Here is a 23261-nt window from a genome sequence, read left to right on the forward strand (position 1 = left end):
TGGTCGCATGGCAAGCGACATTATTCTAAGGACAAGAACAGCTCTCCGTCAATGCTTAGGATGTCATCCATCGGAATCTTCGTGCCGTCCTGCATGGTAATCAGGCGCTCAAAGTCATCAACCTTTATGACTGCGCCGGTTGCAGTTACATACGCACCGCCAGCTTTGCGCTCATCAGGTTTGAAGTAGGTTATTTCAACCTCCGGCTCTTCATCAAGGGCATCCATGAGGAGCTGATACCTCATGTTCAAAGCGGTCAAGGCTCCCTCATCAAGCTCAATCCTTTCGTCGGTCAGACGTCCTGTTTCCTTGATTGCAGAATCATAGCCGGTGAGGGCGGCAAAGGGCGCAAACTGCGCTGCACGATCTGACATCGGCATTTGTGGTCGCGTTTTGGAAACGTGGTGAGGAAGTCCCATGATCTCGTCGTATTTTCCGTTCACGCCTTATGCCCTCCAATCTGCGCATTGCGGTCTTTCGCGGTTGCACCTTCTTCAAGATTCATTGCCTTGAGGATGGCGTTCTTTCCATACTTCTTCTTGATGGCAAGCGTGGCGGCTTGTATCTTCCGCTCACGCTCCAAAGCGGCATCTTCGGCTTTCTGCTTTTCCTCTTCAGCGGCATAGTCGGTAAAGAGGTCGAGCTGGACAACCCCGTCATTTTTCTTCGGCGCGTCCGCTTCCGGCAGGACGTGATTTGCCACAACATACATACGGCGGACGAGCAGATTCTTATCCACGATCCGGTCGAAGAGTTCTGACACAGCACACATTATTTTGCGAGTAGATGATGTGTGACCGTCGAGATTGATAGAGCCGTGCGCCTGTTTCGGAATCTGCCTCCCATAATGATCTGTCTCAACCGCGCCGTGATACTTTGCCCGTCGTGCCGGATCGGTCAGGTTCTCAATGTCGTAGCCGACTGTGAGAACCATCTGGTCGGTAACAAGCCCCTTGTCCACCAAGTCCAGCACAAGCAAGTCCGTCATCTCGCGGATGACGAGCTTCGCTTTATCTGCCTCATAGGGGCAGTGCAAAACCTGACCGGAGCTGAGGCTGTTGGAGCTGGGGCGGTACGCCTTGATTGCTTCAATGGTGGTCGGTTCCCAGCCCCACGCATGGTCGATGAGCAATTCCGCATTCTTGCCGAACAGCTTATAAAGCAAGTCCTCATTCCGCTCTGAACAGAGGGCAACATCGCCCATTGTGAACATCCCGTTCTGCTCAAGTTTTTTCGCAATACCTCGACCCACGCGCCAGAAATCCGTGAGAGGCTGGTGCGCCCAAAGCTCACGCCGGAACTTCATTTCATCCAGCTCCGCAATGCGGACGCCGTTTTTGTCGGCGGGGATGTGTTTCGCCACAATGTCCATTGCCACCTTGCAGAGAAAGAGATTCGTCCCAATCCCAGCGGTTGCCGTGATGCCGGTTGTCTCAAGCACGTCGAGGATGATCTTCATGGCGAGGTCATGTGCTGAGAGCTTGTAGGTATTCAGGTAGTCCGTCACGTCCATGAACACCTCGTCGATGGAGTAGACCACAATATCTTCCGGGGCAATATACTTGAGATAAACCTGATAGATGCGGGTGCTGTACTCCATGTAGTACGCCATCCGAGGCGGCGCGATGATGAAGTCAATCGACAGAGACGGGTTTGCTTGCAGCTCCGAGAAGAAGTGCGATGTGCCGTCCAGTCTGCGTCCCGGTGCGTCGTGCTGCCGTCCGGCATTCGCTTCCTTCACGCGCTGTTTGACTTCAAATAGCCGCCCGCGTCCGGAGATGCCGTAGCTCTTGAGAGAGGGAGTAACGGCAAGGCAGATGGTCTTATCCGTCCGGCTCTCATCTGCAACAACGAGGTTTGTGTCCAGAGGATCTAAGCCGCGCTCCCGGCACTCCACGGAGGCGTAGAAAGATTTCAGGTCGATTGCGATATAGGTGTGTTGTTTCATCTTCTAAGCCTCCTTCATAGTCAGATTATGCTCCTATCAAGCTCTGGTCAAAGGCAAACAGAGCCTCGTTGATCTCAAAGACGTTATAGTTCCCATGCTCCACGAAATACTCCACGATGATGTCAAACTTGTTGGAGTGGGAGAGTGCAAAGCCCGCCTTCATGAGCATATCCTTCATTTCTACAAGCGGTAGCTCAAGGGCAATGGCAAATGCAATGACGGTGGGCTTGGAAGGCTTGTAGGACTTGTCCGAGCGGATCTTCGAGAAGAGCTTCCGGTCAATATTTGCCTTCTTGTAGCACTGCGAGTCCGTCATGCCGCGCTCGTCAATCTTCCGCAGAAGCATCTCCGAAAAGCTCTCATCGATCTGTCCCAGTGCGTCATCAAGGGTAGCTGCTTTTTCGGAGCTGACTGCCATAGGAGCTGTGAGCTTTTCGATAGCTTCATCACAAACGGATGACTTGCAAGGCATGGGGTCTTCCATCCGGAAGGCACTCATTCTGCGCAGACGCTCGGAACGACTATCGGTATGCTCGTCTACATAGCGATCATCTATGTATGAAGCAATGTCGGCAAATAGCTTGCCGCTGATCTGATAGGCTTTGCGGTCGAAAATAACGATGTACACCGTCATTTCGTTTTCAAGAAGGAAACTGCTGATGGTGTCAATCGCAACCTTGAGGGCTTGATCCTTTGGATAGCCGAAAATGCCGGAGGAAATCAGCGGGAACGCAATCGATTCGCATCCGTATTCCTTCGCCAGCATGAGCGATGTCCGATAGCAGGAGATCAGCAGTTCGCACTCACCGTGCCGCCCGTCATACCAGCGCGGACCGACTGCGTGAATGACATATTTGCAGGGCAGCTTGTAGCCCTTCGTGATTTTTGCGCTCCCGGTTTTGCAGCCGTGGAGCGTTTCACATTCCGCCAGCAGTTCCGGTCCTGCAGCACGATGAATGCAGCCGTCCACACCGCCGCCACCCAGCAGCGACTCGTTGGCAGCGTTGACGATGGCGTCCACCTTCATTTTTGTGATGTCATTTCTGACGATTTGAAGCGGCATGATCAAGCCCTCCCATTCGGTTACTTCGCGCCGGTCAGCAGTTTGTCCAGCGGGATTCTTTCCGGGTATTTTCCTTCGGTCAGAATGTCATATAAATACCTGTTATCCAGAATCATATCATCCCGGATAAGCTGCCAGTTTGCCTTTTTCCTGAAAAACACCTTGAAGATCAGGAAGTTCATGATCGCCCCAATTACCGGCGTGGTCATGCCGAAAGCCTCGGTGTGAGAGAAATGGCATCCTGTTTTGGTTCTTTTCCCTTCAAAGGTGATGAACGCCGTTTTCTTGTCGCTCCGGAATACAATGCGGAAGTGGTTCTCATCCTGTTCGCATTCCGTAATTGTGCCGGTCACATCGTAGTCCAGCCCCATGACGATCTCGCGGAAGCGGATCTTGCTTCCTGCGTTATAGTTTCCGTTATAGAGATTGCATTCGATGTGGTAGGGACTCCATTTCACAAACTCTTCCTCAAAGTTGGCAGTCCATGCCTCCATTTTTTCATAGGAAGCCGGAATCTCTATTTGCTCGGTAAGAACAACCATTATCACTTTCTCCTATTCTGTCAAAGCGGCATCGGTGTCCGGGCGATCAGAATGATCGCCAGAATTGCCCCTACAAATGCCGCAGCACCTATGACAGCCAATACCTTTTTGCTGAGTTTCTTCTTCGCTGCCTTGCAGATCAGCGCGGCGCAAGCCATGCAGACAGCCGCAGCCACAAGTGCAATGCCCAGCGTTTCCCATAGCCAAGAAAGTTCATGTAGGATTTTCATGCGTTCATCATCTCCTGTTCGTTAAACTGGAATCTATCTGCGCTCTCCTTATACGCTCTCAATAGTCAAATCCATTTGCAATTTTTTTGCTTTTTCCAAGGCGTTGAAAAATATCGTGATGAAGTCTTCTCCATCGCTTGTCACAAAGTAATTAGATAGGTTGGTAATATCATTGCTGATATTTTTGCCCCAAGGCGGTTGCTTAGACAAATCGTCAATATCCCAAACCACCTTATCCGGACTAAACGCTTGGAGTTCTAACTGAATCTTTTTCAGTTCCACTATGGCTGTTTCGACGTTATCTTTATCCAATGTTCCTTGATATAGCTCATTCATAAGCGTTGGGAATCTGCTACCCCATTTCCCGTTTTCTAAATTATAAGAAACTGTTGAGAAAAAGGAGTGTAGAAAATCTCCATTTCCTATTTGATAGCAAAAGAACGCAACTTTGAATCCGACAGCCATGTGTCTAATTTCCCCCTATAAATCCGATTTGTCTGCCCCTTAAAGTCCAAGTTCTTCAACCCACGCCGCAAACTCCTGATGTCCGACGCTGCCCTTGAAAACCTTGCCGTCCATCAGCTTTGCGCCTTTGCAGCTCGGCGCAAGGCGTTCGTTCGTCTTGCCAATGCCGCTTCCGCCGGAGGTTGCAAACGGGATGATCGTCTTGCCGGTCAGATCATAACTCTCAAGAAACGTATTGATAATCGTCGGCGCAACGTACCACCAGATCGGGAAGCCCACAAAAATTGTGTCGTAGTCCGCCATGTTGTCCCGCTTCGCGGCAATCTCAGGACGTGAGGCAGGATCGTTCATCTCAATCGTGCTGCGGGCGTTCTTGTTCATCCAGTTCAGATCAGCTTCCGTATAAGGCACCTTCGGCTCAATCTCAAAGATGTCCGCGCCGATTGCCTCTGCCAGCGTCTCGGCAACCTTTGCGGTCACGCCGGACGCAGAAAAATATGCTACAAGTTTATTACTCATTGTGTTCTTCCTCATCAATCTTTTCATTTCCTTCATTCAGCATGAAGTATAGCAGAGCTTCCAGCAATGTTGCCATATAATGAAGCGACCAGTTTTCTTCCGGCTCTTTTGTCATCTTATCAAGCACGGCTCGAAAAGCCGTGGTACGGTCAATCCTTGTTTCCTCATCAATGCGGTCAAGTATGCCCTTCATTTTCAGGGCGAGTTCTTTTTCCTCGTCAGAAAGCTCCGGTATGCCAAGTAACTCAGATAGTTTCTTGTCCTGCATGATAGCATCGTATTCGATGTATGACTTGTGTTCGGCTGACATCAATTCTTCAAAGTAGTTGATAAAAATATGAACGCGAATGCCACCTTCTTCATCCGGGGAGAAGCAGACGGTTTGCGATTTTTCTGCAATTTCTTTCAAAAATGCAAGGTCTTCTGAGTCATCGAACTCCGCAAACGGAAGAAACATATTGATTTCCGCGTGCCAACGATGATAGTCCACGATTCCCTTGATATACCCGCGGTGTTGCTTGACAAACGCATCACAGCGTTCCAGAAGATACTCTGTAGTTCTTCTTGTCCTCCGGTACAATGATCTTTGGTATCTTGTCCATTGCTTCGGAGTACGCTTTCAGCATACCACAATTAACTGCGCGGTCAAACACCTCATCGCACCATTTATCGTATTCGGCAGACTCGGTTTCCCGGTAATCCTTCTCAAAGATAATATCGTCCATTGCGTTACCCCTTTATGATTTTCTCAAGCTGCATTTCGGTCGCGTTAGGCAGACGTGATTGCAGATGTTTTAGAATGCGTTCTTTGGATTCCTGCGGGTCTCGCTGATAGGCAGATGTGATAAGGTCGTACCCGAAAAGTTCTTCCGGCGTCGCATACTCTGCGACACCCCAGCCATAAGGTCTTCCGTATCTGTCCTGCATATAGACGAAATCCGCGATGCAGACATAGCTCTGCATTTGCAGCCGCGTGATGCACGTCTCAAAACCGGTGTTGCCGCCCTTGCGGTAGTTCAGAGCCTCTTTCAGCCGTTTGGAAAGCATCCCGCCTTCACCGTCTATGGCTTCATAAAGCTCCTTGTCCTTGTAGGACGCCAAGCCGTCATCCCAACGGGCGTCAAAGTCATAGCCGTCACGCCGGAAGTTCGCAAAGTCCGGAATCCACTCCCGACTCTACAAATCCAGCTTTCTTGTTGAAAAGTTTGCCGTAGAGACATTTGCCGCTCCGCGCAGCCGGACCTTTCCATTCCCACGGACCATCTACATCATCCGCAAACCATAACTCAGGTGGACAAAGTTCCTCGATGGAGAAGCCGTGAATCTCATTCCGAAAGAAGGGCAGAAAGCCGTATTGCTCAACAGCGGCAATCAAGTCATCGGCACTATGCAGTTGTCCGACATCTCGCTCTGACATTACTCTGCCTCTTCAATCACGCCATAATCAATCAGGATGTTCTTCTCCGCATACTGCGGGTAAACAACACCCATCATCTCATACTGATAACGTCTTACGCGGCGATGCTCCTGAATTGGTTCCGGTGCATACGCAGCGGTTTCACAGTGCGCATACTCCGGCATTTCCGCAAGATCATCCCGAACGGCACGGATAAGCGCGTCTGCCACATCATCAATGCTTTTGCCGGTCTCCACGGCAACCAGTTCGTGCTTCCGGACCGCCTTGTCCAGATCACCGGGGGAGCGAAACAGCTTATATTTCATATCATTGCCCGTCCTTTCTCTCTATCGGTCTGTCTATTCTTCCTGAAATCTGTTCTTTAGGGACGCAATCATCGCTTGTGCGGCAATGCTTAGATACAAAACTCCAATTTCATAAATAAAGTCGCGGTCAATCTCGATAAAGCATTCTCTAATGTGTGTGAAGACCAGTTCCAGCAAGTCCCTGTACAGTGGATCATCAAAGGGCTTGAACCGTGCAAACTTGCTTTTGGCAGCGTCCCATGTCATGGACGCTTCGCCCTCAGCACTGGTCATCGCCTCGCAGAGAATCATGCTGATGCCCATTTTCCCGTTGCCGGTCAGGAGTTCTCCTTCGTAATAGCTGAGTAGGTCTTTCTTGCGTCGGAGCGGAACCATATCACAGTTGTCATCCAGTTCAAATGCAATCAGCTCCGCAATCAGTTCCCGCCAGACCGCATAACCGGCGTTAATGGTTCCGTCCTCTTCGCGGCTGATGGTATCGTCCATACAGTATTGCTCATAGAAGTTATCTCCGTCAAGCTCGTTGCGGATGCAGAAGATATGCGCCAGCTCATGCAGAAGAATGTGTTTTAACACTGCCGGATGACGCGCTATGTCTGTCCGCAGCAGGATTCCGTCAACGCCGTCTTCTTTGCCGATGAAGGCAGAGGCGTGAAAGTCAAAATAGCCGTCCTCTGTATAGCGGTCTTCCAGCCGGTCAGGGAAATACTGCTTGCAGAACTGCTCAAAGACTTCCTGCTGGTTTTCCGTCTGAAAGCAGCGCAGTACAAGGTTGTCCTCACTGAACTCTGCCCCCAAGCGTTCGTTAAAGATGGAAGCGGCATAGAAAAGGGCTTCTTTATAGTCGTCGTTGTTCATCTAATTACTATCCTTCATCCTCATTCACCCCTCCGGTCTGACATTTTTCAGGAAGTCAGAGTGCGGTACATAAGGCAAGTTGAGCTGCCAGCCCATGCGGTTCAGTTCGTTGAGCTTGATCAGCATCAGGTTAATGTTTGTTCCCATTGCAGCCGAGAGCTGCACCACATCGTAGTCCTGCTTCATCAGGTCAATCAGCTCATCATCGTCAATGATCAGGTGTGAGGCAAACGCATTCGCCTCATATTCGTGTTTTGTGCGCATATCGAACAGCACGAACTCCGGGAGCGGTTCGTTTCCTTTGGCAAGATCACGGTGAAAGGTATCATGCCCGATCTCGTGACCGCAAACCATTTGCATGATCAGATACTCCATGTTGGAGTTCAGAAGAATATGCCGCTCTTTATGGCGGTAGGTGTACATTCCGAGCAGACCGTTCAGATTGTCAAGAAAATGGAGATGAATGCCCAGCTCACGGGCAATCTTCAAGGTATCTCTTGTTCCACAGCTTTTGACAATGCTGTTCGCCTTTTTGTATATTTCCTCGGAGCGAATTATCACGGGACCTTCACCCCTTTCATGTTGAAAACAGTCAAAGTAAATCCGTCAAGAAACCGAGACGTAGACAGTTATTCCTCTGCGTCCGTACCGGTCTTCTTGTATTTCTTCGGCGTGTATTTCTCAACATTCCGGGCTTTGGATTCCCAATATATATCCTGCAACGCCTTCATCACCGCATCCTTGTCCTGCTCGGACAGCGTACCGCCCGCAAACAAGCCGGACATCCCTTCAATCAGGTCCTTTGCCTGTTTCATGCCACGAGATCCGTACTGCTCGGATGCCTGAACCACAAACTCTTCGTCCTCGGTCAGCAGATAGTTCACATCCACCTTGAAGTATTCCGCGATTTTTCTGTAAGCGTCCTTGGTGCGGGGAAAGGAAATGCCGTTCTCGTACCGGGTAATCATACGTCTGTTGATCCCCAGTGCATCGGCTACTTCCTGCTGGGTCAGCTTCCGCTTCTCCCGTTCAGCCTTGAATTTCTCTCCAAACGTCATTTTGGTAATCACTCCTGTTCACAAAAAGTTTGCGACATCAAATTGCGCAAGTCTATTGACAAAGGCACTTGAAGTGCGTATAATAATGACTGAGCAATCCAACTACTCATAGTATATCCTGAATTGCTCATCCTGTCAAGGGGCATGAGTAGTTGTACACGAAAAAGTTACATCTTTTGAGCAGTTCAAATGGACAGGCATTTATGCTGCCGAAGATCATCCATACCGGCATACACCGGTATAAGGGAACAGGAGTGAGAAAAACGCAAATGGCTACACAGTACAGAAAAGCATACGTCCCGGTTACGCTGGATGTGGACAAGGAGGGGGCAATCCTCCCTCGCCTTATCTGGTGGGACAACGGTGTGATCTTTCAAATCGACCAGATTCTTTACAAATGCCGCGCCACATCCAAGAAGGTTGGGGGCGGAGGCATCCGTTACACAGTTCAGATTCGCGGAAAGGAGTCATTTCTTTTTCACGAAGGAGACAAGTGGTTCGTCGAAGCAAAGGAGGACAACTGCTCATGATTTTATCCCAGCGCCAACTTGAAGAAATTGCAGCCTCAACAACAAAGGACTTCAATCGGTTCTTTTTCGGGGATGAGGCGGACAAGCCCGACCGATCAGCTTTGCCAACACCCATTGATCAGTTTGCAAAGAATTATCTCGGTCTTCGCGTATCATTCGCCCGTCTCTCGCCGGATGGAAGCATCTGCGGTGTCACTGCCTATGCCGACACTGAGTACAAGATCACGGAGCTTGGCATTACGCGCACACTGGCTTTGAAGCGTAATCAGGTCATCTTGGACGAGAGCTTCATTCGATCCGGCAACGTGCAGCGGCTCTGCGCCAAGCGCAGATTTACCCTTGCCCACGAGTGCGCCCATCAGATTCTCTTCCAACTGGAATCGGAAGAGGTAAAGGCATCCTGCGAGATGAGATATTCCGCACGGACTGCTTATACGCCGCGAGAGCTAAAAACCCGTGAGGACTGGAACGAGTGGCAAGCAAATGTCTTGGGCGCGGCGATCCTGCTTCCTCAAAAAGAGGTTGACCTGGCAATGCGTCGGTTTGCAGAAACGCCGCTGATCAATTACGAGGGGAGGTATTCGTATGGTGATCACTTAACGCTGCGCCTTTTCTGCCGGTTGTTCGGTGTCTCCAAGACAACGGCGTCTATCCGCCTTCGTCAGCTCGGCTACATGGTAGATCGTCCATTCAGTGAGTATGTTGACCCATTGGAGGTGTGGTAATGAAGAGAGCATCCATTCGGGTTCAGGAACCGACGCCGGAGCTGATCGAAAAAATCCGCAGGGCAAGAGTTGCCATTTCCCAGCAGAAGCCCCGATACCTGAAATGTCCCTATTGTCAGCATAATGCCATTGCTGTCTACGAAGACACGAGAGGTCATGTAGAATCAAAGTGCAAGAAATGCGGGCGGATCACAGTCTTTGATGTGCTGAATATGAGAAGACTGCGACCGCGTACCAAGTAAGAACCAGAGGACAAGCCTCTGTTCTAAAATAAAATATATGTCATAGCTGAGCTGTGGAGCCGCCTGATAGGTGAAGTCATCCTAATGCCGCATGAGACAGAGTGTAATTACTCTGTTTTATCGGCATGGGATTCAAACCTCACCGTCATGCGGCTCTTTTTCTGTCTTCACCCTTCCCGCTGCTCCCGCGCAGCGGAAAGGATGAACAATGAAAATCCCTAAAACCCCTATCGCGTTCGATTACGACCTCTGGACTACGGAGGACGGCAAGTGCATGGTTCGCGTGAAACGAACCGGCGAAGTTTCCGAGGTTGACCGCAAGGTTATGAGAATCCTTCGCGCAGAGGAAAAGCGGATCAGACGCTCGTATGGCTCTGACAACACCTCTGAGGATGAGGACGGCGCAGAGAAAATTTCTGATACCGTGCTGTCCCTTGACGCTATGCCGGAGGACGATGTGAAGTCCGCTACATGGCTGGCAGACTCCCGCGACTGCATGGAGGAACTGATCACCGCCCTCAAAGAGAAGGAGCTTCTTTCTATTCTGACCGAGAAGCAGCGCGAATTGTATCTTGCGATGACCCGTGAGGGGCTGACTCTTCGAGAGTTTGCCCGGAGGAAAGGCATCGGCATCAGAGCTGCATTTGACCTCAAAGCAGCGGTGCAGAAAAAATTTCAAAAAATTTTTTGAGCGGTACTCAACAAACGGCAAAAAGATGTCCGTTGTAAAGTGAAAGGGTCAATCAGACCACTTCGCTGTTCCTTGAAAACTGAATAGTTCAGTGCTGCGGATCTTTCCGCTTCTGCGAAGCAACACAGCTTCCGACGCCAAGACCTCCCGAAAGGGAGTGAGCGACCACCGGAGAGCTATAACAGTCGTGTGGTGCGGCTGCTTGCGACGATGCAGATGCCGGGTATAATGATACTTCCGTCTTTTCTTTGAAGGGGCGGCTCGGAGCGATCCTCGGAGGGGTGAGAGTCCCATGATACCGATTGACCATTGGTAGTCCGCAGCATTCCCGGAACTACAAAGTTCTTCTGGCAGGGGCGCGAGCTGCAAATATGCCGGACAATGAAACAAACCCAAAAGAAACTTACTATATAGTTTCAGGATGAAAACTATGTGGCAGGGTATCTTCACAAGATGCTCTGCCATATCCTTTTGTCCTGAATATTTTCACGAAACAGGAGGTGCTTAGAATATGATGGGCATTGAAACAATGAAAAATGTCAGCCCGAAAACGGTTGACCGAAGCACACTCGTTCAGAGAAGCAGCATCCGGCTTGATCCTGCGGCACCGCGAGAGGATAGACTGAGGGAGTTTATCAAGCAGATCAGAAATCCCTATTGTTATCTGGACGGGAAGACTGTGGTGAAGATCAGCTTCGCCGAGACGGACACGACAATGGAAGATTGTCTGGAACACTATCTGAGAGGTCTTTGATTTATGAACAGTCTGAATCTTTTCGCCCGGTTCTATGGACAAGCGATTGAGCCTGTGGTATAATGAAATCGGTCAAAAAAAGAAGAATACGGATTAAGCCGCTTGCCCTGATGGTCATGTGGCGCTTTCGTGTTTCTCTTCATAAGAGTTGAAGCAAGCCTTCGTCTTTCTGATTTGATGTACCACACCAAACAGAAAAACGGAGGTTATTTTTATGCCAGACAAGGTTTACCGCACGGCGATCTACTGCCGTCTGTCCCGTGAGGATGGAGACAAAGTAGAAAGCAACTCCATCGCCAGCCAGAGAGCCATCTGCGAGGACTACATTGCAAGGCACGATGATTTAGAGCTTGTCTGTGAGCCGTTTGTGGATGACGGTTACAGCGGCGTTTCCTTCAATCGTCCTCAGTTCAAAAAGCTGGAAGAGGCAATCCGCAAGGGTGCGCTTGACTGCATTGTGGTCAAGGATCTCAGCCGCTTCTCAAGAAACTACATCGACGGCGGACGTTACATTGAGAAGATATTCCCGCAGCTCGGCATACGCTTCATCGCAATCAATGATGCGTATGACAGTCTGACCGGTGATCCGCAGTCCGACTCCTTTGTTATCCCGTTCAAAAACTTGATTAACGATTCTTACTGCAAGGACATCTCCATGAAAATCCGAAGCAGTCTGGAAGTCAAGCAGAAGAGCGGTGAGTTCGTCGGTTCGTTCGCCCCTTACGGCTACATGAAATCGCCGGAGAACAAAAACCAGCTCATCGTGGATGAAGCGGTCAGCGAATATGTGCAGATGATCTTTTCCATGTACAAGGACGGCTTCTCCATTGGGCGCATTGCAAAGCGTCTGAACCAGATGGGCGTTCTGTCCCCAATGGAATACAAGCATTCCGCCGGTGTGAAGTTTGATACCGTCTTCAAAACCGGCGATACCGCAAAATGGACATACAAAGCCGTCCAGCGTATTCTCACCAACGAGGTTTATATCGGCGTTCTGGCGCAAGGCAAGCGCGGCACTCCCAACTACAAAGTCCGCGTTGTGAAAAGCAAGGATGAATCCGAGTGGGTCAAGGTAGAAAATGCGCATGAAGCTCTTGTGTCCTACGAGGACTTCATGGCAGTCAAGGTCATGATGCAGCGGGATATGCGCTGTTCGCCCGATCAGGACGAAGCGCATCTGTTTTCCGGCTTCCTGTTCTGCGGAGACTGTCAGCAGCCAATGATCCGCAAGACCGTCCCGTCGAAGACGAAAAAGTATATCTACTACGTCTGCTCCACCAATAAGCACAGCCGGACGTGCAGCCCGCATAGCATCGCCGCAAAAGAGGTTGAAGAGAAGGTCTTCCGTGCTATTCATGATCAGATCGAGCTTGTAATCAATCTCGAACACGCGCTTACGATGATAGAGCGGCTTCCGTCTCAGAGCCGTAAGGCTTTCAATTACGAAGCCCAGATTGCCAAAATCGAGGAAGAGATCGAGCGGTATCAAAAGCTCAAGCTGGGGCTTTACGAGAACTTCATCGGCGGCGTCATTGATAAATCGGAATACTTCGAGTTCCGCAACAGCTACACCAAAATCATTGAGGGCAAGCAGGACGCGCTTCTGCGGGTTAAAAAAGAAATGAAGCAGACGGTGACAACCGGTACGACTGAACGAAACTGGGTGACGCTTTTCAAGCAGTATGAAAACGTCGAAGAGCTGAACCGCCGTGTGCTGATGTCGTTGGTTGACCGCATCCTGATTCACGAAAACCATGCAATCGAAATCGTCTTCAAATATAGGGACGAATACCAGCAGACGCTTGAATACATTCTCGGCTATGCCGACGAACTGGATATTGCCGTATAAAGGAGGGATGAGCAAATGGCAAGAAAAAGCAGAAAACAAATTGCAGTCGAAGAGCCGGTTATCGAACCTGTTTCTTCCGAGGTCTTCTCAACAGCCATCTATGCCCGTCTTTCCGTTGAAAACAGCGGCAAGTCCGAAAAGGTGGATGTCATCGCAAATCAGATTGAGATTTGCAAGTCCTACATTGCAGAGCGTCCCTACCTGAATCTGATAGATACCTATGTGGACAACGGACGAACAGGAACGGTTTTTGATAGACCGGAGTTCAACCGGCTGATGAACGACATCCGCACCGGCAGGATCAAGTGCCTTGTAGTTCGTGATCTCAGCCGGTTCGGGCGTGACTACATCGAGGCTGGAACCTATCTGGAACGGGTTTTTCCGCAGATCGGGCTTCGGTTTATCGCTATCAAAGAGAACTACGACAACTTTGATACGGACGGCTCCGGCGAAAGCCTCATCATCCCTCTGCAAAACATGATCAACACCCTTTACTCGAAGGACATCTCCCGCAAGGTTTCTACTGCGCTCAAAGCACAGATGGAAAGTGGAGAGTTCAAGAAGCGCAATCTCCCGTATGGTTATCGCTGGGATGAAGAACACAGCAATATGGTTTTCGATGAAGAAACCGCACCGATTGTCCAGAAGATTTTCCAATGGAAAATTGAAGGATTGTCCCTTCCTGCGATTGCAGACCGGCTTGATGCAATGAACGCGCCCAATCCGGAGTTTCAGAAGTATCAGGTCGGCGTCCGCACAGGCAATGCTACGGCAAAGAAGATTTGGAACAAGTCTTCACTCACTACCATTCTGGATAATCCCCATTACGTCGGAGATACCGTTCTCGGACGGACGCTGAACGCCATCTACAAGGGCGTCAAGAATCAGCATATCGACCGCGAGGAATGGATTGTTTTTCCCAATACTCACGAGGCGATTATTTCCCGTGAGGACTTCCAAAAGGTACAAGAGCTGCGCGACGCTGCTGCAAGGACAAGGATTGAGAAGATGGAGCGCACGGAGAAAATCCGTGCTACACTGATCAATCTCTTTGAAGACAAAATCGTCTGCGCAGACTGCGGCAGGAAGCTCTATTTCCATCGCAAGCGCGTTGACAAGCGCAAGGACGGCGCATGGTACGCCTTCTATGAGTGCAGTTCATCCGTCAAGCGCGGCAATCTCTGTACGCCACACTATACGCGGCAGGACAAACTCGAAGCCGATGTGCTTGCGGCGATCCAGCTTCAAGTCAAGGCGGCTCTCAATTACGACAAGCTGCTTGCCAAGCTGAGAAACAGCAAAGGCGAACGCAGCATCCGCGATCAGCAGAATGCGCTCATCACAAGCCTGAATCTGAAACTCAGCGGCATCTCCAAGAAGCGTACTCGGCTCTATGAGGACTTCACGGAAGGCATTCTCGATGAAGAGGAATACGCCTTTGCCAAGAAAGCCTACGATGAGCAGTATGTCGATCTTTCACGGCGGTTGGATGAAGCGGTTCAGCGGAAGGTAAAGTTTGCCGAGGCAATGTCCGAGGACAACAAGTGGCTCACGCTGATGAAATCCGTCAGCGGTGCAACGATGCTCTCTCATGAGTTGGTTGACGAGTCCGTAGAGCTTGTGAAAGTCCATGAGGACGGCTCAATCGAGCTGGTCATGAAATACGGCGATATTTACGCTCTGACCGTTCAGAGCATCAAGGAAGTACAGGAGGCGATGTAAATGAGCAAGGAATACAACATCGGCATCTACATCCGCCTCTCAATGGCTGATGAAGATACCGGCTATGGCAGCAAGGCGGAAAGTGACAGCATCGGCAACCAACGTATGCTCATCAATCGCTTTCTTGACAATCATCCGGAGCTGTCTCACTGTCAGCGGTCTGAGTTTGCGGATGACGGTTATACCGGCACGAACTTTCACCGTCCTCAGTTCACGCAGATGATGGAGAAGGTCAAGCGCGGCGAGATTAACCTGATCTGCGTCAAAGACTTTTCCCGCTTTTCTCGTGACTACATTGAAACGGGAAACTATCTGGAATGCACTTTTCCATTCATGGGCGTCCGCTTTATTTCCATCAACGACGGCTATGACAGTGACGATTACAAAGGCACAACGGGCGGTCTGGAAGTGGTTATGCGCAGCATCATCTACGCCGCATACAGCAAAGACCTTTCCGTAAAGACCACATCGGCAAAAATCCAGATGATGAAGCAGGGCAAGTATGTCGGTGGCTACGCCCCATACGGCTACGTCCTGCATCCCACCATTCGGAACAAACTTGCCGTAGACCCGGAGGCGGCTGATGTGATCCGTCGTATTTTCCGCGAGGCGCTGGAAGGCAGCAACACCTCTCAGATCGCCCGCAGCCTGAATGATGACGGCATCCCGACGCCGGGGCAATACTTCAAGAGCAAGCATCCCGACAAGAAGAAGTTCAGTAACATGAGCGAGAAAATCAGTTGGGAAACCGTGATGGTCTATAACATCCTCAAAAACCTTGTTTACACCGGAACACTGGTCAGCCGCAAAATGAAGTCCTGCGGTGTCGGCTCAAAAAAGCGTGTTGTCAATGAGCCGATTATCGTAGAAGGTACGCATGAAGCGATTATCAGCAAGGAAGACTTTGAGCTTGCTCAGAAGGTCATTCGAGGCGGAGGACGGAATCCCACGCGCAAGCAGCATGACTATCCGCTCAAGGGACTCGTCCGCTGCGGTAACTGTAAACGTGCTATGACACGCCGAAAGAACAAGGCTGGCATTCGATACTTCCAGTGCATTCACTCGGTCAACAACGGAAACACAGACTGTCCGGTTGGCAGGAGCTTTCCGGAAATGGATATTGAGAAGGTTGTCTTCCATGCCCTTACTCAGTTTCTTGCTTTGGCACAGAAGGAAGCAATACAGAACCGCGAAGTCGGTGATCTGCGGAAATCTGCCATCAAGGAATGTGCTGATAAAATCCGCACTCTGCAAAAGCAGAACGAGCAGCACAAGGCGTCCAAGCTGAGGCTCTACGAGAAGTATGCAGCCGGAAGCATCACGAAGGAGGCGTACATTCAGCAGAAGGCGGCAGCGGATGTGAAGATTGCTGAAAACGATGGAGTAATCCAGCGCAGTCACGAACGGATGAAGGAGCTTGACTCCGAGACCGCCTGTTCAGATGAAAAGCTGGATGCGGTCTGCGAACAGTACGCCGACTGCAAAGCTCTGACCTATGAGCTGACCCACGCATTCATTTCTGCGGTCTACATTTACGATCTTGACAACATAGAAATCGTCTGGAAGTTCAAGGACTTCCTCACTACATCAGAAGGAGAAGCCAAATGAAAGTATTTCTTTATATCCGCGTTGCCTGTGCGGATCAGCTTGCGGCAGCAGACCAGCGGGAAGAGCTGGAACGCTATGCGAAGGACAAAGGCTATGAGGTGGCTGCTGCTGTGGCGGCAGACGGCATCTCCGGCGTCCATACGGAAGGTATCATGAACTTCCTGCTGAACGAAGCCAAGCGTCAGGACATCGGTACGATCCTCACCCGCGACACCTCGCGAATCAGCCGGGACACTTCCTCTTTCATGAGGTTTGAGCGAAAGTTTCGGGAGAACGGCATTCGGTTCGAATATCTGTCCAAGCCTGACAACGAGCTTCCGGTCACTCCGATGATGGAGGCATTTGCGGCGGCGTATAAGAAGCGTCGCACAAAGAACGGCACAAGAGCATAGAGAAAACGCAAGCCGTTCACGGGTGGTTGTCCACCTATGAACGGCTTGTAAATTCTCAAAATTTTTTTAGTCCCTACTTGACACAAGAAGACCTTTCCCGGCTGGGGCGCAACTACATTGAGGTCGGCAAGCTGACCGAAGAATTTTTCCCGCTCCACGATATACGGCTGGTCGCCGTTTCGGACGGCGTGGACAGCGACGAGGGCGAGGACGATTTTACTCCGTTCAAGAACATTATGAACGAGTATTACGCCAAGGACATTTCCAAGAAGCGCCGGATCGTGAACAAGATGAAAGGAAATGCAGGCGTTCCGCTTTCTCCGCCGCCCTACGGTTACATCAAAAACCCGGACGATCCCCGCTTTTGGGTGGTAGAGCCGGAGGCTGCCGAGGTCGTGCGCCGGATCTACCGCATGGCGCTGGAGGGGTACGGGCTGGCAGAAACGGCAGCACAGCTTGCCGCCGATGGCGTGGTCAATCCCACCTATTACTGGCGCAGTCGTGGGACAAGCCGGGGCGGGTCAAAAAGCACCGTGGAGCCTACCAAGTGGGGGCATACCACCGTCAAGAAGATCCTCACCTTGCAGGAATACTGCGGTGATGTGATCAACTTCAAAAGCTACTCCAAGTCCTACAAGATGAAAAAGCGGATCGAAAACCCGGAGGAAAACCGGGCTATTTTCCTCAATGTCCATGAAGCTATCATTGACCGCCAGACTTGGGAAAAGGTGCAGGCACTCCAAAAAGGGACGCGCCGCAAAAAGCCCACGGTCACGCAGGCACCCAGCGTATTCTCCGGCCTGCTGAAATGCCCGGAGTGCGGCGGCAATCTCAATTTTCACTTCAACCAGAACAACCACGACATCAAGTTTTTCAGTTGTCAAAATCACAACTCCGGCTATCGCAAGTGCAGCAAGACGCACTATATCCGGCTGGACTTCTTGGAGCAGGTCGTTTTATACGAGGTCAAGCGGTTGGCCTGCTTCGCCAGCGAATACGAAAATGACTTTATCAAGGCCATGATCGGACGCTCGGCAAAGGTGGCGGAAAACGGGCGCATCCGCAAGCAGCGGGAGCTGGATGCTCTGACTGCCCGTGACCGGGAACTGGATATGCTCTTTGAACGGCTCTATGAGGACAATGTGGCGGGCAAGATCGACGATGCCCGGTTTGCCAAAATGTCCAAACGCTATGAACAGGAGCAGGGCGAGAACGCCAAGAAGATCAAGGCGCTGCGGCTGGAACTGAAAAAGGACGAGAGCAAGCGCATGGACATTGACGATTTTCTTGAAACGGTACGGCGATACACGGATGCGACCACCATTACAAAGCGGATGGTTGCAGAGCTGATCGACCATATTGAGGTGTACCACGCCGAAAAGCAGGACGGCATTACCAATCAGCGTGTCGTGATCTACTACAACTGCATCGGCGCTTTCGATGTGCCGGATCGCCGGAAGATCCCGGAGGCCGACATTATCATGGAAACGAGAAAAGGCGTAGCACTCAGCTACGCCCCGGAACAGGTTGCGGTATAAGGAGGTACGACACGATGAAAGCCTATTTTTATTGCCGCGTCGCTCACGATGATAGCTTTTCTTTGGAACGGCAGGCCGAGGAGCTTTGCCGCTATGCGGAACAAGCCGGGTACACCATCGTTGGTGCTGCCGCCGAGCATGGCTCTGGAATGACCCTTGACCGTCCGGCGCTGCAAGAAGTGATGGAGGCCGTTCTTGCCGGAAAGGTGGATGTGGTGCTGATAAGCAGCCTTGACCGTATAGGGCGGGACTGGGGCATGACAAAGCAGTACATCGCCCTGCTGACCGAGCATAAGGTCAAGCTGCTGTGCCTGCGGGAACGGGTGAGCAGCGACAGCTCCGGCTTTTCACCATTCTCCACATAAAAAAGCAGAGTGTCCATTACAGGATACTCAAATCCTATAAGGACACTCTGCATGGTCCGAGTGGCGGGATTTGAACCCACGGCCTCATGGACCCGAACCATGCGCGCTACCAACTGCGCTACACCCGGATACGGACCGATGGAGGACGGCGAGACGGATGCTCCCCAACTCATCTGCTCCATTATATTTTTTTCTGGCCCTTCTGTCAAGTGGAATATTGGAATTTGTTCTGGAATACACTGCCCTATCAAACCGTTTGGAAAGGGGAGGGGCGGAGATGTACGACGGGACGAGGGGGAGCGGTCAGCGAAGACAGGCACGCCGGAGCGGGAAGCGGACGGAGGACCGGCGGGACCGGGTGCGGCTGGGGCAGCTGCTGGTGTGCCTGGCGCTGTTTCTCACGGTGTTTTTGGGCCGGGGCATCTTCCCGGACCGGCTGGCGGATCTGGGCGGGCGGGTGCGCCGGGCTATTTCGGCGGACACGGATTTTGCCGCCGTGTTCTCCCAACTGGGGGAGGCCCTGGCGGGCCAGGGTTCCGTGGCGGGGGAGCTGGGGGACTTCTGCATTCAAGTTTTCGGCCCCCAGGACGGCAAAACCCAACAGACCGGGGCGGGGGAGCGCCCCCAGGTGGCCGACCTGTTGGACCGGGAGAGCCGCTTTCTCACCCAGCGGCCCGACGGGCAGAAGCTGGCCCAACACTATTTCTCCGCGGAGGACGGCCCGGTGGTGACGCCCCTGAAACTGCAGGAGGCCAAACCGGCCCAGAGCGCCGCGGAGCAGGCGGAGACGCCGCCGGAGCCTCAGGCGGTCCCGGCGGCGGGGACGGTGGTGATCAAGTCGGACTACAACGGCCAGGTCCTGCCAGAGGGCTACACCATGGACCAGCTTTCCCTGGGGGACCTGGACACGGTGACGCCGGTGCTGGGGCGGATCAACTCCGTCTATGGCTATCGGGACCATCCCATCAACGGGGTCTATCAGTTCCACGGGGGCGTGGACATCGGCGGGCAGATGGGGGACCCAATCGCGGCCTTTGCCGCCGGGACGGTGGAGTATGTGGGTCAGGACGACTCCTATGGCCTGTATCTCCAGCTGGACCACGGCAACGGGGTGAAGTCCTTTTACGCCCATTGCAGCAGCCTGTGCGTGAAGAAGGGCCAGCAGGTGGCCAAGGGGGAGAAGATCGGCCAGGTGGGCTCCTCCGGGGCGGCCACCGGGCCCCATCTGCATTTAGAGCTGAAATATGGCAAGACCCACGTAAACCCCATCTACTATATTCAATACCGGAGCAGTACGTGAGACTGGGCCGGGTGGAGGTATCCGCCGGGTGTCTGCTGCTGCTGGCCTGGCTGAACTATTGGGACACTCAGGGGGTGGTGGCCTTGGGGCTGCTGGCCTGCCTGCTCCACGAGCTGGCCCATTATGGGGCCCTGCGGCTGGCCGGGGCGGGAGTGCGCCGGGTGCGGCTGACGGCGGTGGGGGCGGAGATGGAGGTGGAGGGGAACCTGAGCTATGGCTGGGACTGCCTGGCCGCCCTGTCGGGGCCGGGGTGTAATCTGCTGCTTGCCCTGCTCTGCTGCCGCCAGCCCTGGGGGCGGCTGTTCGCCGGGCTGAGCCTGGCCCTGGGCTGCTTCAATCTGCTGCCCGTGGGCCGCCTGGACGGGGGACGGGCCCTGTATGCCGGGCTGGCCGCAGCCTTTGGCCCGGGTATGGCGGGGACGGTCTGCCGCTGGGTGGAGGGCGTGGCCGGGGCGGCGCTGGCAGCTGCCGGGGTCTGCTTTTTCTGCCTGGGCAGAAACGTGACCCTGCTTTTGGTGGCGCTGTGGATCGGTGCCGGAGCGATCCCACTGAAAAAGAGGGGAAATAGGGCTTGTCATCTGGGCTGGAAACGAGTACAATAACCTGTATGTGTCATAGAGAGAAGACCGGAGGAAGAACATGAATCGCACATTGGAACATATCCTGCCCAACGTACAAAAACCCGCCCGCTACACCGGCGGAGAATATAATGCGGTGGTCAAAGACAAAAAGCAGATCAAGACCCGCTTTGCCCTGTGCTTTCCCGACACCTATGAGATCGGCATGTCCAATCTGGGCTGCCGCATCCTGTATGGGGTGATGAACCAGCGCAGCGACGTGTGGTGCGAGCGCTGCTATGCCCCCTGGGGGGACATGGAGGAGGAGATGCGCCGGGAGGGCCTGCTGCTCTATGGACTGGAGAGTGGCGACGCCATCGCGGACTTTGACATCATCGGCTTTTCCCTGGGCTATGAGATGGCATATACCAATGTGCTGAACATGCTGGATCTGGCCGGAGTGCCCCTACGCTCATCGGACCGGCCTGAGCTGTCCCCCATGATCGTGGCGGGGGGGACCTGCTGCTATAACCCGGAGCCCCTGGCCCCCTTCATGGACCTGTTTATTTTAGGCGAGGGGGAGGAGGTCACCCTGGAGTACATCGACCTGTATCAGCAGGCCAATGAGGAGGGCTGGTCCAAGGAGGAGTTCCTCCAGGAGGCCGCCAAGATCCCCGGCATCTACGTCCCCTCCCTGTACGAGGTGACCTATCGCCCCGACGGCGTGGTAGAGGCGGTGACCCCCAAGGGGGACGCCCCCGCCACCGTGACCAAGCGCATCATCCAGGACATGAACAAGGCCTATTTCCCCGTGAAGACCATCATCCCCTCCACCGAGATCGTCCACGACCGGGTGATGCTGGAGCTGTTCCGGGGCTGCATCCGGGGCTGCCGCTTCTGCCAGGCGGGCTATGCCTATCGCCCGGTGCGCAACCGGGACCCCAAGCTGCTGGCGGAGTATGGCAAGGCGGCCTGCGAGGACTCGGGCTATCAGGAGATGACCCTGTCCAGCCTGTCCTCCACCGATTACCCCTGTCTCATGGAGCTGTGTGACGACCTGCTGGACTATTGCAGCCCCCGGGACATCGGCCTGTCCCTGCCCTCTCTGCGGGCGGACACCTTCTCCATGAGCTTGATGGAGCGCCTTCAGCGGGTGCGCAAGGGCGGACTGACCTTTGCCCCCGAGGCGGGCACCCAGCGTCTGCGGGACGCTATCAACAAAAATCTGCGGGAGGAGGACCTGCTCCAGTCCTGCCGCACCTGCTTCTCCGGCGGGTGGAACGGCGTGAAGCTCTATTTCATGCTGGGCCTGCCCACCGAGACGGACGAGGACGTGCTGGGCATCGCCGACCTGGCCCGAAAGGTCTATCAGACCTGGCGGGAGTACACGCCCAACCGGGCCCGGGGGGTGCGCATCACGGTGTCCACCTCCTGGTTCGTGCCCAAGCCCCACACGGCGTTTCAGTGGGACGCCCAGATCCCGGTGGAGGAGTATCAGCGCCGGGTGAATCTGCTGCGGGACACCCTGCGCCGGGACAAGTCCATCACCTATAACTGGCACGACCCGGAGACCAGCTATCTGGAGGCCATCTTCTCCCGGGGGGACCGCCGCCTGGCCGACGTGCTGGAGTACGCCTGGGCCCACGGGGCCAAGCTGGACTCCTGGAGCGAATATTTTGATTTTCAGCGCTGGATGGACGCCCTGTCCGCCTGCGGCCTGGACGGGGACTTCTATGCCCACCGGGTGCGGGAGAAGGACGAGGTGTTCCCCTGGGCCGTCCCCTCGGTGGGGGTCCGGCGGGAATTTTTGTGGCACGAGCGGGAACTGTGCTATCAGTCCATCACCACGCCGGACTGCCGCACCCGTTGCTCGGGCTGCGGCGCCAATCTGCTGCTGACAGGAGGTGGCCGCTGTGGCTGATCGTCTACTGTTTTCCAAAACGGGCCGGGCCAAGTATATCTCTCACCTGGACCTGATGCGCACCTTTCAGCGGGCCTTTGCCCGGGCCCACATCCAGATCAAGCACACCGAGGGCTTCAATCCCCACCCCTTCGTGTCCATCGCCCTGCCCCTGTCCGTGGGCTACTCCAGCCAGTGCGAGATCCTGGAATTCGGCCTGATGGGGGATATGCCCTATGACCAGGTGCCAGAGCGGCTCACCGCCGCCATGCCCGAGGGCATCGTCATCCACCAGTGCTATCCGGCGGAGCGAAAGCTGAAGGAGCTGGCCTCCATCAACTATATCATGAACTTTGAATACTCCGAGGGCCGCCCCCAGGAGGCCGAGCCCGCCATGCAGGCTCTGCTGACCCAGGAGAGCCTGGTGGTGCAGAAGAAGTCCAACAAGTCCAAGAAGGGCTATACCGAGGTGGACCTGATCCCCCTCATCCGGGGCTGGAACCTGGAGTGCCAGAGCGACACCATGACCCTGGACGCGGTGCTGTCCGCCCAGAATCCAGGCCTGAACCCGGAGCTCCTCCGGGCCGCCTTCTGCCGGGCCTACCCCGAATACGCCCCCGACTTCGTCACCTTCCACAGAAGAGAAGTGCTGGACGAAGAGGGGAAAGTATTTCGATAACACG

At 53.3% G+C, this 23261-nt stretch carries 29 protein-coding genes and 1 tRNA gene; 14 read left to right on the forward strand and 16 right to left on the reverse strand.

Annotated elements, in window-relative coordinates; all coding sequences use genetic code 11:
- Window positions 1-20 precede the first annotated feature (20 nt).
- The 15 genes from ACSAMP_RS09795 to ACSAMP_RS09865 all read right to left on the reverse strand — a co-directional run bounded on the left by ACSAMP_RS09795 (window position 21) and on the right by ACSAMP_RS09865 (window position 8405).
- A complete protein-coding gene (locus ACSAMP_RS09795; protein ID WP_008396798.1) occupies window positions 21-443 on the reverse strand; it encodes a YolD-like family protein in 423 nt (140 codons plus the stop codon).
- The gene (locus ACSAMP_RS09800) at window positions 440-1948 is read right to left on the reverse strand and encodes a Y-family DNA polymerase (protein ID WP_370860047.1); all 1509 of its coding nucleotides are present in this window, start codon (window positions 1946-1948) and stop codon (window positions 440-442) included. Before ACSAMP_RS09800 ends, ACSAMP_RS09795 begins: the two co-directional genes overlap by 4 nt.
- 25 nt (window positions 1949-1973) lie before the next feature.
- A complete protein-coding gene (locus ACSAMP_RS09805; RefSeq protein ID WP_457800344.1) occupies window positions 1974-3011 on the reverse strand; it encodes an O-acetyl-ADP-ribose deacetylase in 1038 nt (345 codons plus the stop codon).
- Window positions 3012-3031: 20 nt separating this feature from the next.
- Window positions 3032-3553 carry an SRPBCC family protein gene (locus ACSAMP_RS09810; RefSeq protein ID WP_119191160.1) on the reverse strand — a complete coding sequence of 174 codons (522 nt, stop codon included), beginning with the start codon at window positions 3551-3553 and terminating at the stop codon, window positions 3032-3034.
- Between the two features lie 20 nt (window positions 3554-3573).
- On the reverse strand, window positions 3574-3783 hold the full coding sequence (locus ACSAMP_RS09815; protein ID WP_370860049.1) for a hypothetical protein: 210 nt from the start codon (window positions 3781-3783) through the stop codon (window positions 3574-3576).
- Window positions 3784-3831: 48 nt separating this feature from the next.
- Window positions 3832-4248 carry an immunity 70 family protein gene (locus tag ACSAMP_RS09820; RefSeq protein ID WP_008396792.1) on the reverse strand — a complete coding sequence of 139 codons (417 nt, stop codon included), beginning with the start codon at window positions 4246-4248 and terminating at the stop codon, window positions 3832-3834.
- Between the two features lie 39 nt (window positions 4249-4287).
- Window positions 4288-4767, reverse strand: a complete 480-nt coding sequence (locus tag ACSAMP_RS09825; protein WP_008396791.1) for a flavodoxin — start codon at window positions 4765-4767, stop codon at window positions 4288-4290.
- The gene (locus ACSAMP_RS09830) at window positions 4760-5257 is read right to left on the reverse strand and encodes a hypothetical protein (protein ID WP_457800345.1); all 498 of its coding nucleotides are present in this window, start codon (window positions 5255-5257) and stop codon (window positions 4760-4762) included. Before ACSAMP_RS09830 ends, ACSAMP_RS09825 begins: the two co-directional genes overlap by 8 nt.
- A gap of 40 nt (window positions 5258-5297) precedes the next feature.
- On the reverse strand, window positions 5298-5492 hold the full coding sequence (locus ACSAMP_RS09835) for a hypothetical protein (protein WP_457800346.1): 195 nt from the start codon (window positions 5490-5492) through the stop codon (window positions 5298-5300).
- A 4-nt stretch (window positions 5493-5496) separates the two neighbouring features.
- Window positions 5497-5931, reverse strand: a complete 435-nt coding sequence (locus ACSAMP_RS09840; protein ID WP_457800414.1) for an AlkZ-related protein — start codon at window positions 5929-5931, stop codon at window positions 5497-5499.
- Window positions 5903-6184 (reverse strand): AlkZ-related protein, encoded by a 282-nt coding sequence (locus ACSAMP_RS09845; protein WP_457800347.1) that lies wholly within the window; start codon window positions 6182-6184, stop codon window positions 5903-5905. The genes ACSAMP_RS09840 and ACSAMP_RS09845 overlap by 29 nt, the downstream gene beginning before the upstream one ends.
- Window positions 6184-6489, reverse strand: coding sequence for a carboxylate--amine ligase (locus tag ACSAMP_RS09850; RefSeq protein WP_172697140.1), 306 nt, complete (start codon window positions 6487-6489; stop codon window positions 6184-6186). Before ACSAMP_RS09850 ends, ACSAMP_RS09845 begins: the two co-directional genes overlap by 1 nt.
- 33 nt (window positions 6490-6522) lie before the next feature.
- A complete protein-coding gene (locus tag ACSAMP_RS09855; protein WP_007046151.1) occupies window positions 6523-7347 on the reverse strand; it encodes a hypothetical protein in 825 nt (274 codons plus the stop codon).
- Between the two features lie 24 nt (window positions 7348-7371).
- On the reverse strand, window positions 7372-7836 hold the full coding sequence (locus ACSAMP_RS09860) for an ImmA/IrrE family metallo-endopeptidase (protein WP_457800348.1): 465 nt from the start codon (window positions 7834-7836) through the stop codon (window positions 7372-7374).
- A 140-nt stretch (window positions 7837-7976) separates the two neighbouring features.
- Window positions 7977-8405 carry a helix-turn-helix domain-containing protein gene (locus ACSAMP_RS09865; protein ID WP_005934745.1) on the reverse strand — a complete coding sequence of 143 codons (429 nt, stop codon included), beginning with the start codon at window positions 8403-8405 and terminating at the stop codon, window positions 7977-7979.
- A 203-nt stretch (window positions 8406-8608) separates the two neighbouring features.
- On the opposite strand from ACSAMP_RS09865, the gene ACSAMP_RS09870 reads away from it, so the two are divergent.
- The 10 genes from ACSAMP_RS09870 (at window position 8609) to ACSAMP_RS09915 (ending at window position 18821) form a co-directional block, all read left to right on the forward strand.
- On the forward strand, window positions 8609-8935 hold the full coding sequence (locus ACSAMP_RS09870; RefSeq protein ID WP_120136752.1) for a hypothetical protein: 327 nt from the start codon (window positions 8609-8611) through the stop codon (window positions 8933-8935).
- Window positions 8932-9660 carry an ImmA/IrrE family metallo-endopeptidase gene (locus tag ACSAMP_RS09875; protein WP_117452812.1) on the forward strand — a complete coding sequence of 243 codons (729 nt, stop codon included), beginning with the start codon at window positions 8932-8934 and terminating at the stop codon, window positions 9658-9660. The genes ACSAMP_RS09870 and ACSAMP_RS09875 overlap by 4 nt, the downstream gene beginning before the upstream one ends.
- A 516-nt stretch (window positions 9661-10176) precedes the next feature.
- Complete coding sequence (locus ACSAMP_RS09880; protein ID WP_457800349.1) at window positions 10177-10593, forward strand: hypothetical protein; 417 nt, start codon at window positions 10177-10179, stop codon at window positions 10591-10593.
- A 511-nt stretch (window positions 10594-11104) separates the two neighbouring features.
- Entirely contained in the window at window positions 11105-11347 is a 243-nt protein-coding gene (locus ACSAMP_RS09885) for a DUF6870 family protein (protein WP_050005989.1), read from the forward strand.
- Between the two features lie 214 nt (window positions 11348-11561).
- Window positions 11562-13196 (forward strand): recombinase family protein, encoded by a 1635-nt coding sequence (locus ACSAMP_RS09890; protein WP_457800350.1) that lies wholly within the window; start codon window positions 11562-11564, stop codon window positions 13194-13196.
- A gap of 15 nt (window positions 13197-13211) precedes the next feature.
- Entirely contained in the window at window positions 13212-14918 is a 1707-nt protein-coding gene (locus ACSAMP_RS09895) for a recombinase family protein (RefSeq protein WP_457800351.1), read from the forward strand.
- Window positions 14919-16526 carry a recombinase family protein gene (locus ACSAMP_RS09900; RefSeq protein ID WP_118564797.1) on the forward strand — a complete coding sequence of 536 codons (1608 nt, stop codon included), beginning with the start codon at window positions 14919-14921 and terminating at the stop codon, window positions 16524-16526.
- Window positions 16523-16918 carry a recombinase family protein gene (locus tag ACSAMP_RS09905; protein WP_097785472.1) on the forward strand — a complete coding sequence of 132 codons (396 nt, stop codon included), beginning with the start codon at window positions 16523-16525 and terminating at the stop codon, window positions 16916-16918. The genes ACSAMP_RS09900 and ACSAMP_RS09905 overlap by 4 nt, the downstream gene beginning before the upstream one ends.
- Before the next feature lie 77 nt (window positions 16919-16995).
- Entirely contained in the window at window positions 16996-18456 is a 1461-nt protein-coding gene (locus ACSAMP_RS09910) for a recombinase family protein (protein ID WP_457800352.1), read from the forward strand.
- Between the two features lie 14 nt (window positions 18457-18470).
- Window positions 18471-18821, forward strand: a complete 351-nt coding sequence (locus ACSAMP_RS09915; RefSeq protein WP_457800353.1) for a recombinase family protein — start codon at window positions 18471-18473, stop codon at window positions 18819-18821.
- A gap of 52 nt (window positions 18822-18873) precedes the next feature.
- On the opposite strand, the gene ACSAMP_RS09920 is transcribed toward ACSAMP_RS09915, so the two are convergent.
- A tRNA-Pro gene (locus tag ACSAMP_RS09920) sits at window positions 18874-18949 on the reverse strand.
- A gap of 149 nt (window positions 18950-19098) precedes the next feature.
- Here ACSAMP_RS09920 and ACSAMP_RS09925 point away from each other — a divergent pair.
- The 4 genes from ACSAMP_RS09925 to ACSAMP_RS09940 are packed head-to-tail and all read left to right on the forward strand — an operon-like array spanning window position 19099 to window position 23257.
- A complete protein-coding gene (locus ACSAMP_RS09925) occupies window positions 19099-20121 on the forward strand; it encodes a M23 family metallopeptidase (protein WP_457800354.1) in 1023 nt (340 codons plus the stop codon).
- Window positions 20118-20723, forward strand: a complete 606-nt coding sequence (locus ACSAMP_RS09930) for a zinc metalloprotease (RefSeq protein WP_457800355.1) — start codon at window positions 20118-20120, stop codon at window positions 20721-20723. Before ACSAMP_RS09925 ends, ACSAMP_RS09930 begins: the two co-directional genes overlap by 4 nt.
- A 37-nt stretch (window positions 20724-20760) precedes the next feature.
- Entirely contained in the window at window positions 20761-22599 is a 1839-nt protein-coding gene (locus ACSAMP_RS09935; RefSeq protein ID WP_457800356.1) for a TIGR03960 family B12-binding radical SAM protein, read from the forward strand.
- Window positions 22592-23257 (forward strand): TIGR03936 family radical SAM-associated protein, encoded by a 666-nt coding sequence (locus ACSAMP_RS09940; RefSeq protein WP_457800357.1) that lies wholly within the window; start codon window positions 22592-22594, stop codon window positions 23255-23257. Before ACSAMP_RS09935 ends, ACSAMP_RS09940 begins: the two co-directional genes overlap by 8 nt.
- Window positions 23258-23261: the final 4 nt, after the last annotated feature.

Source organism: Flintibacter sp. SJQ-8 (assembly GCF_054108085.1).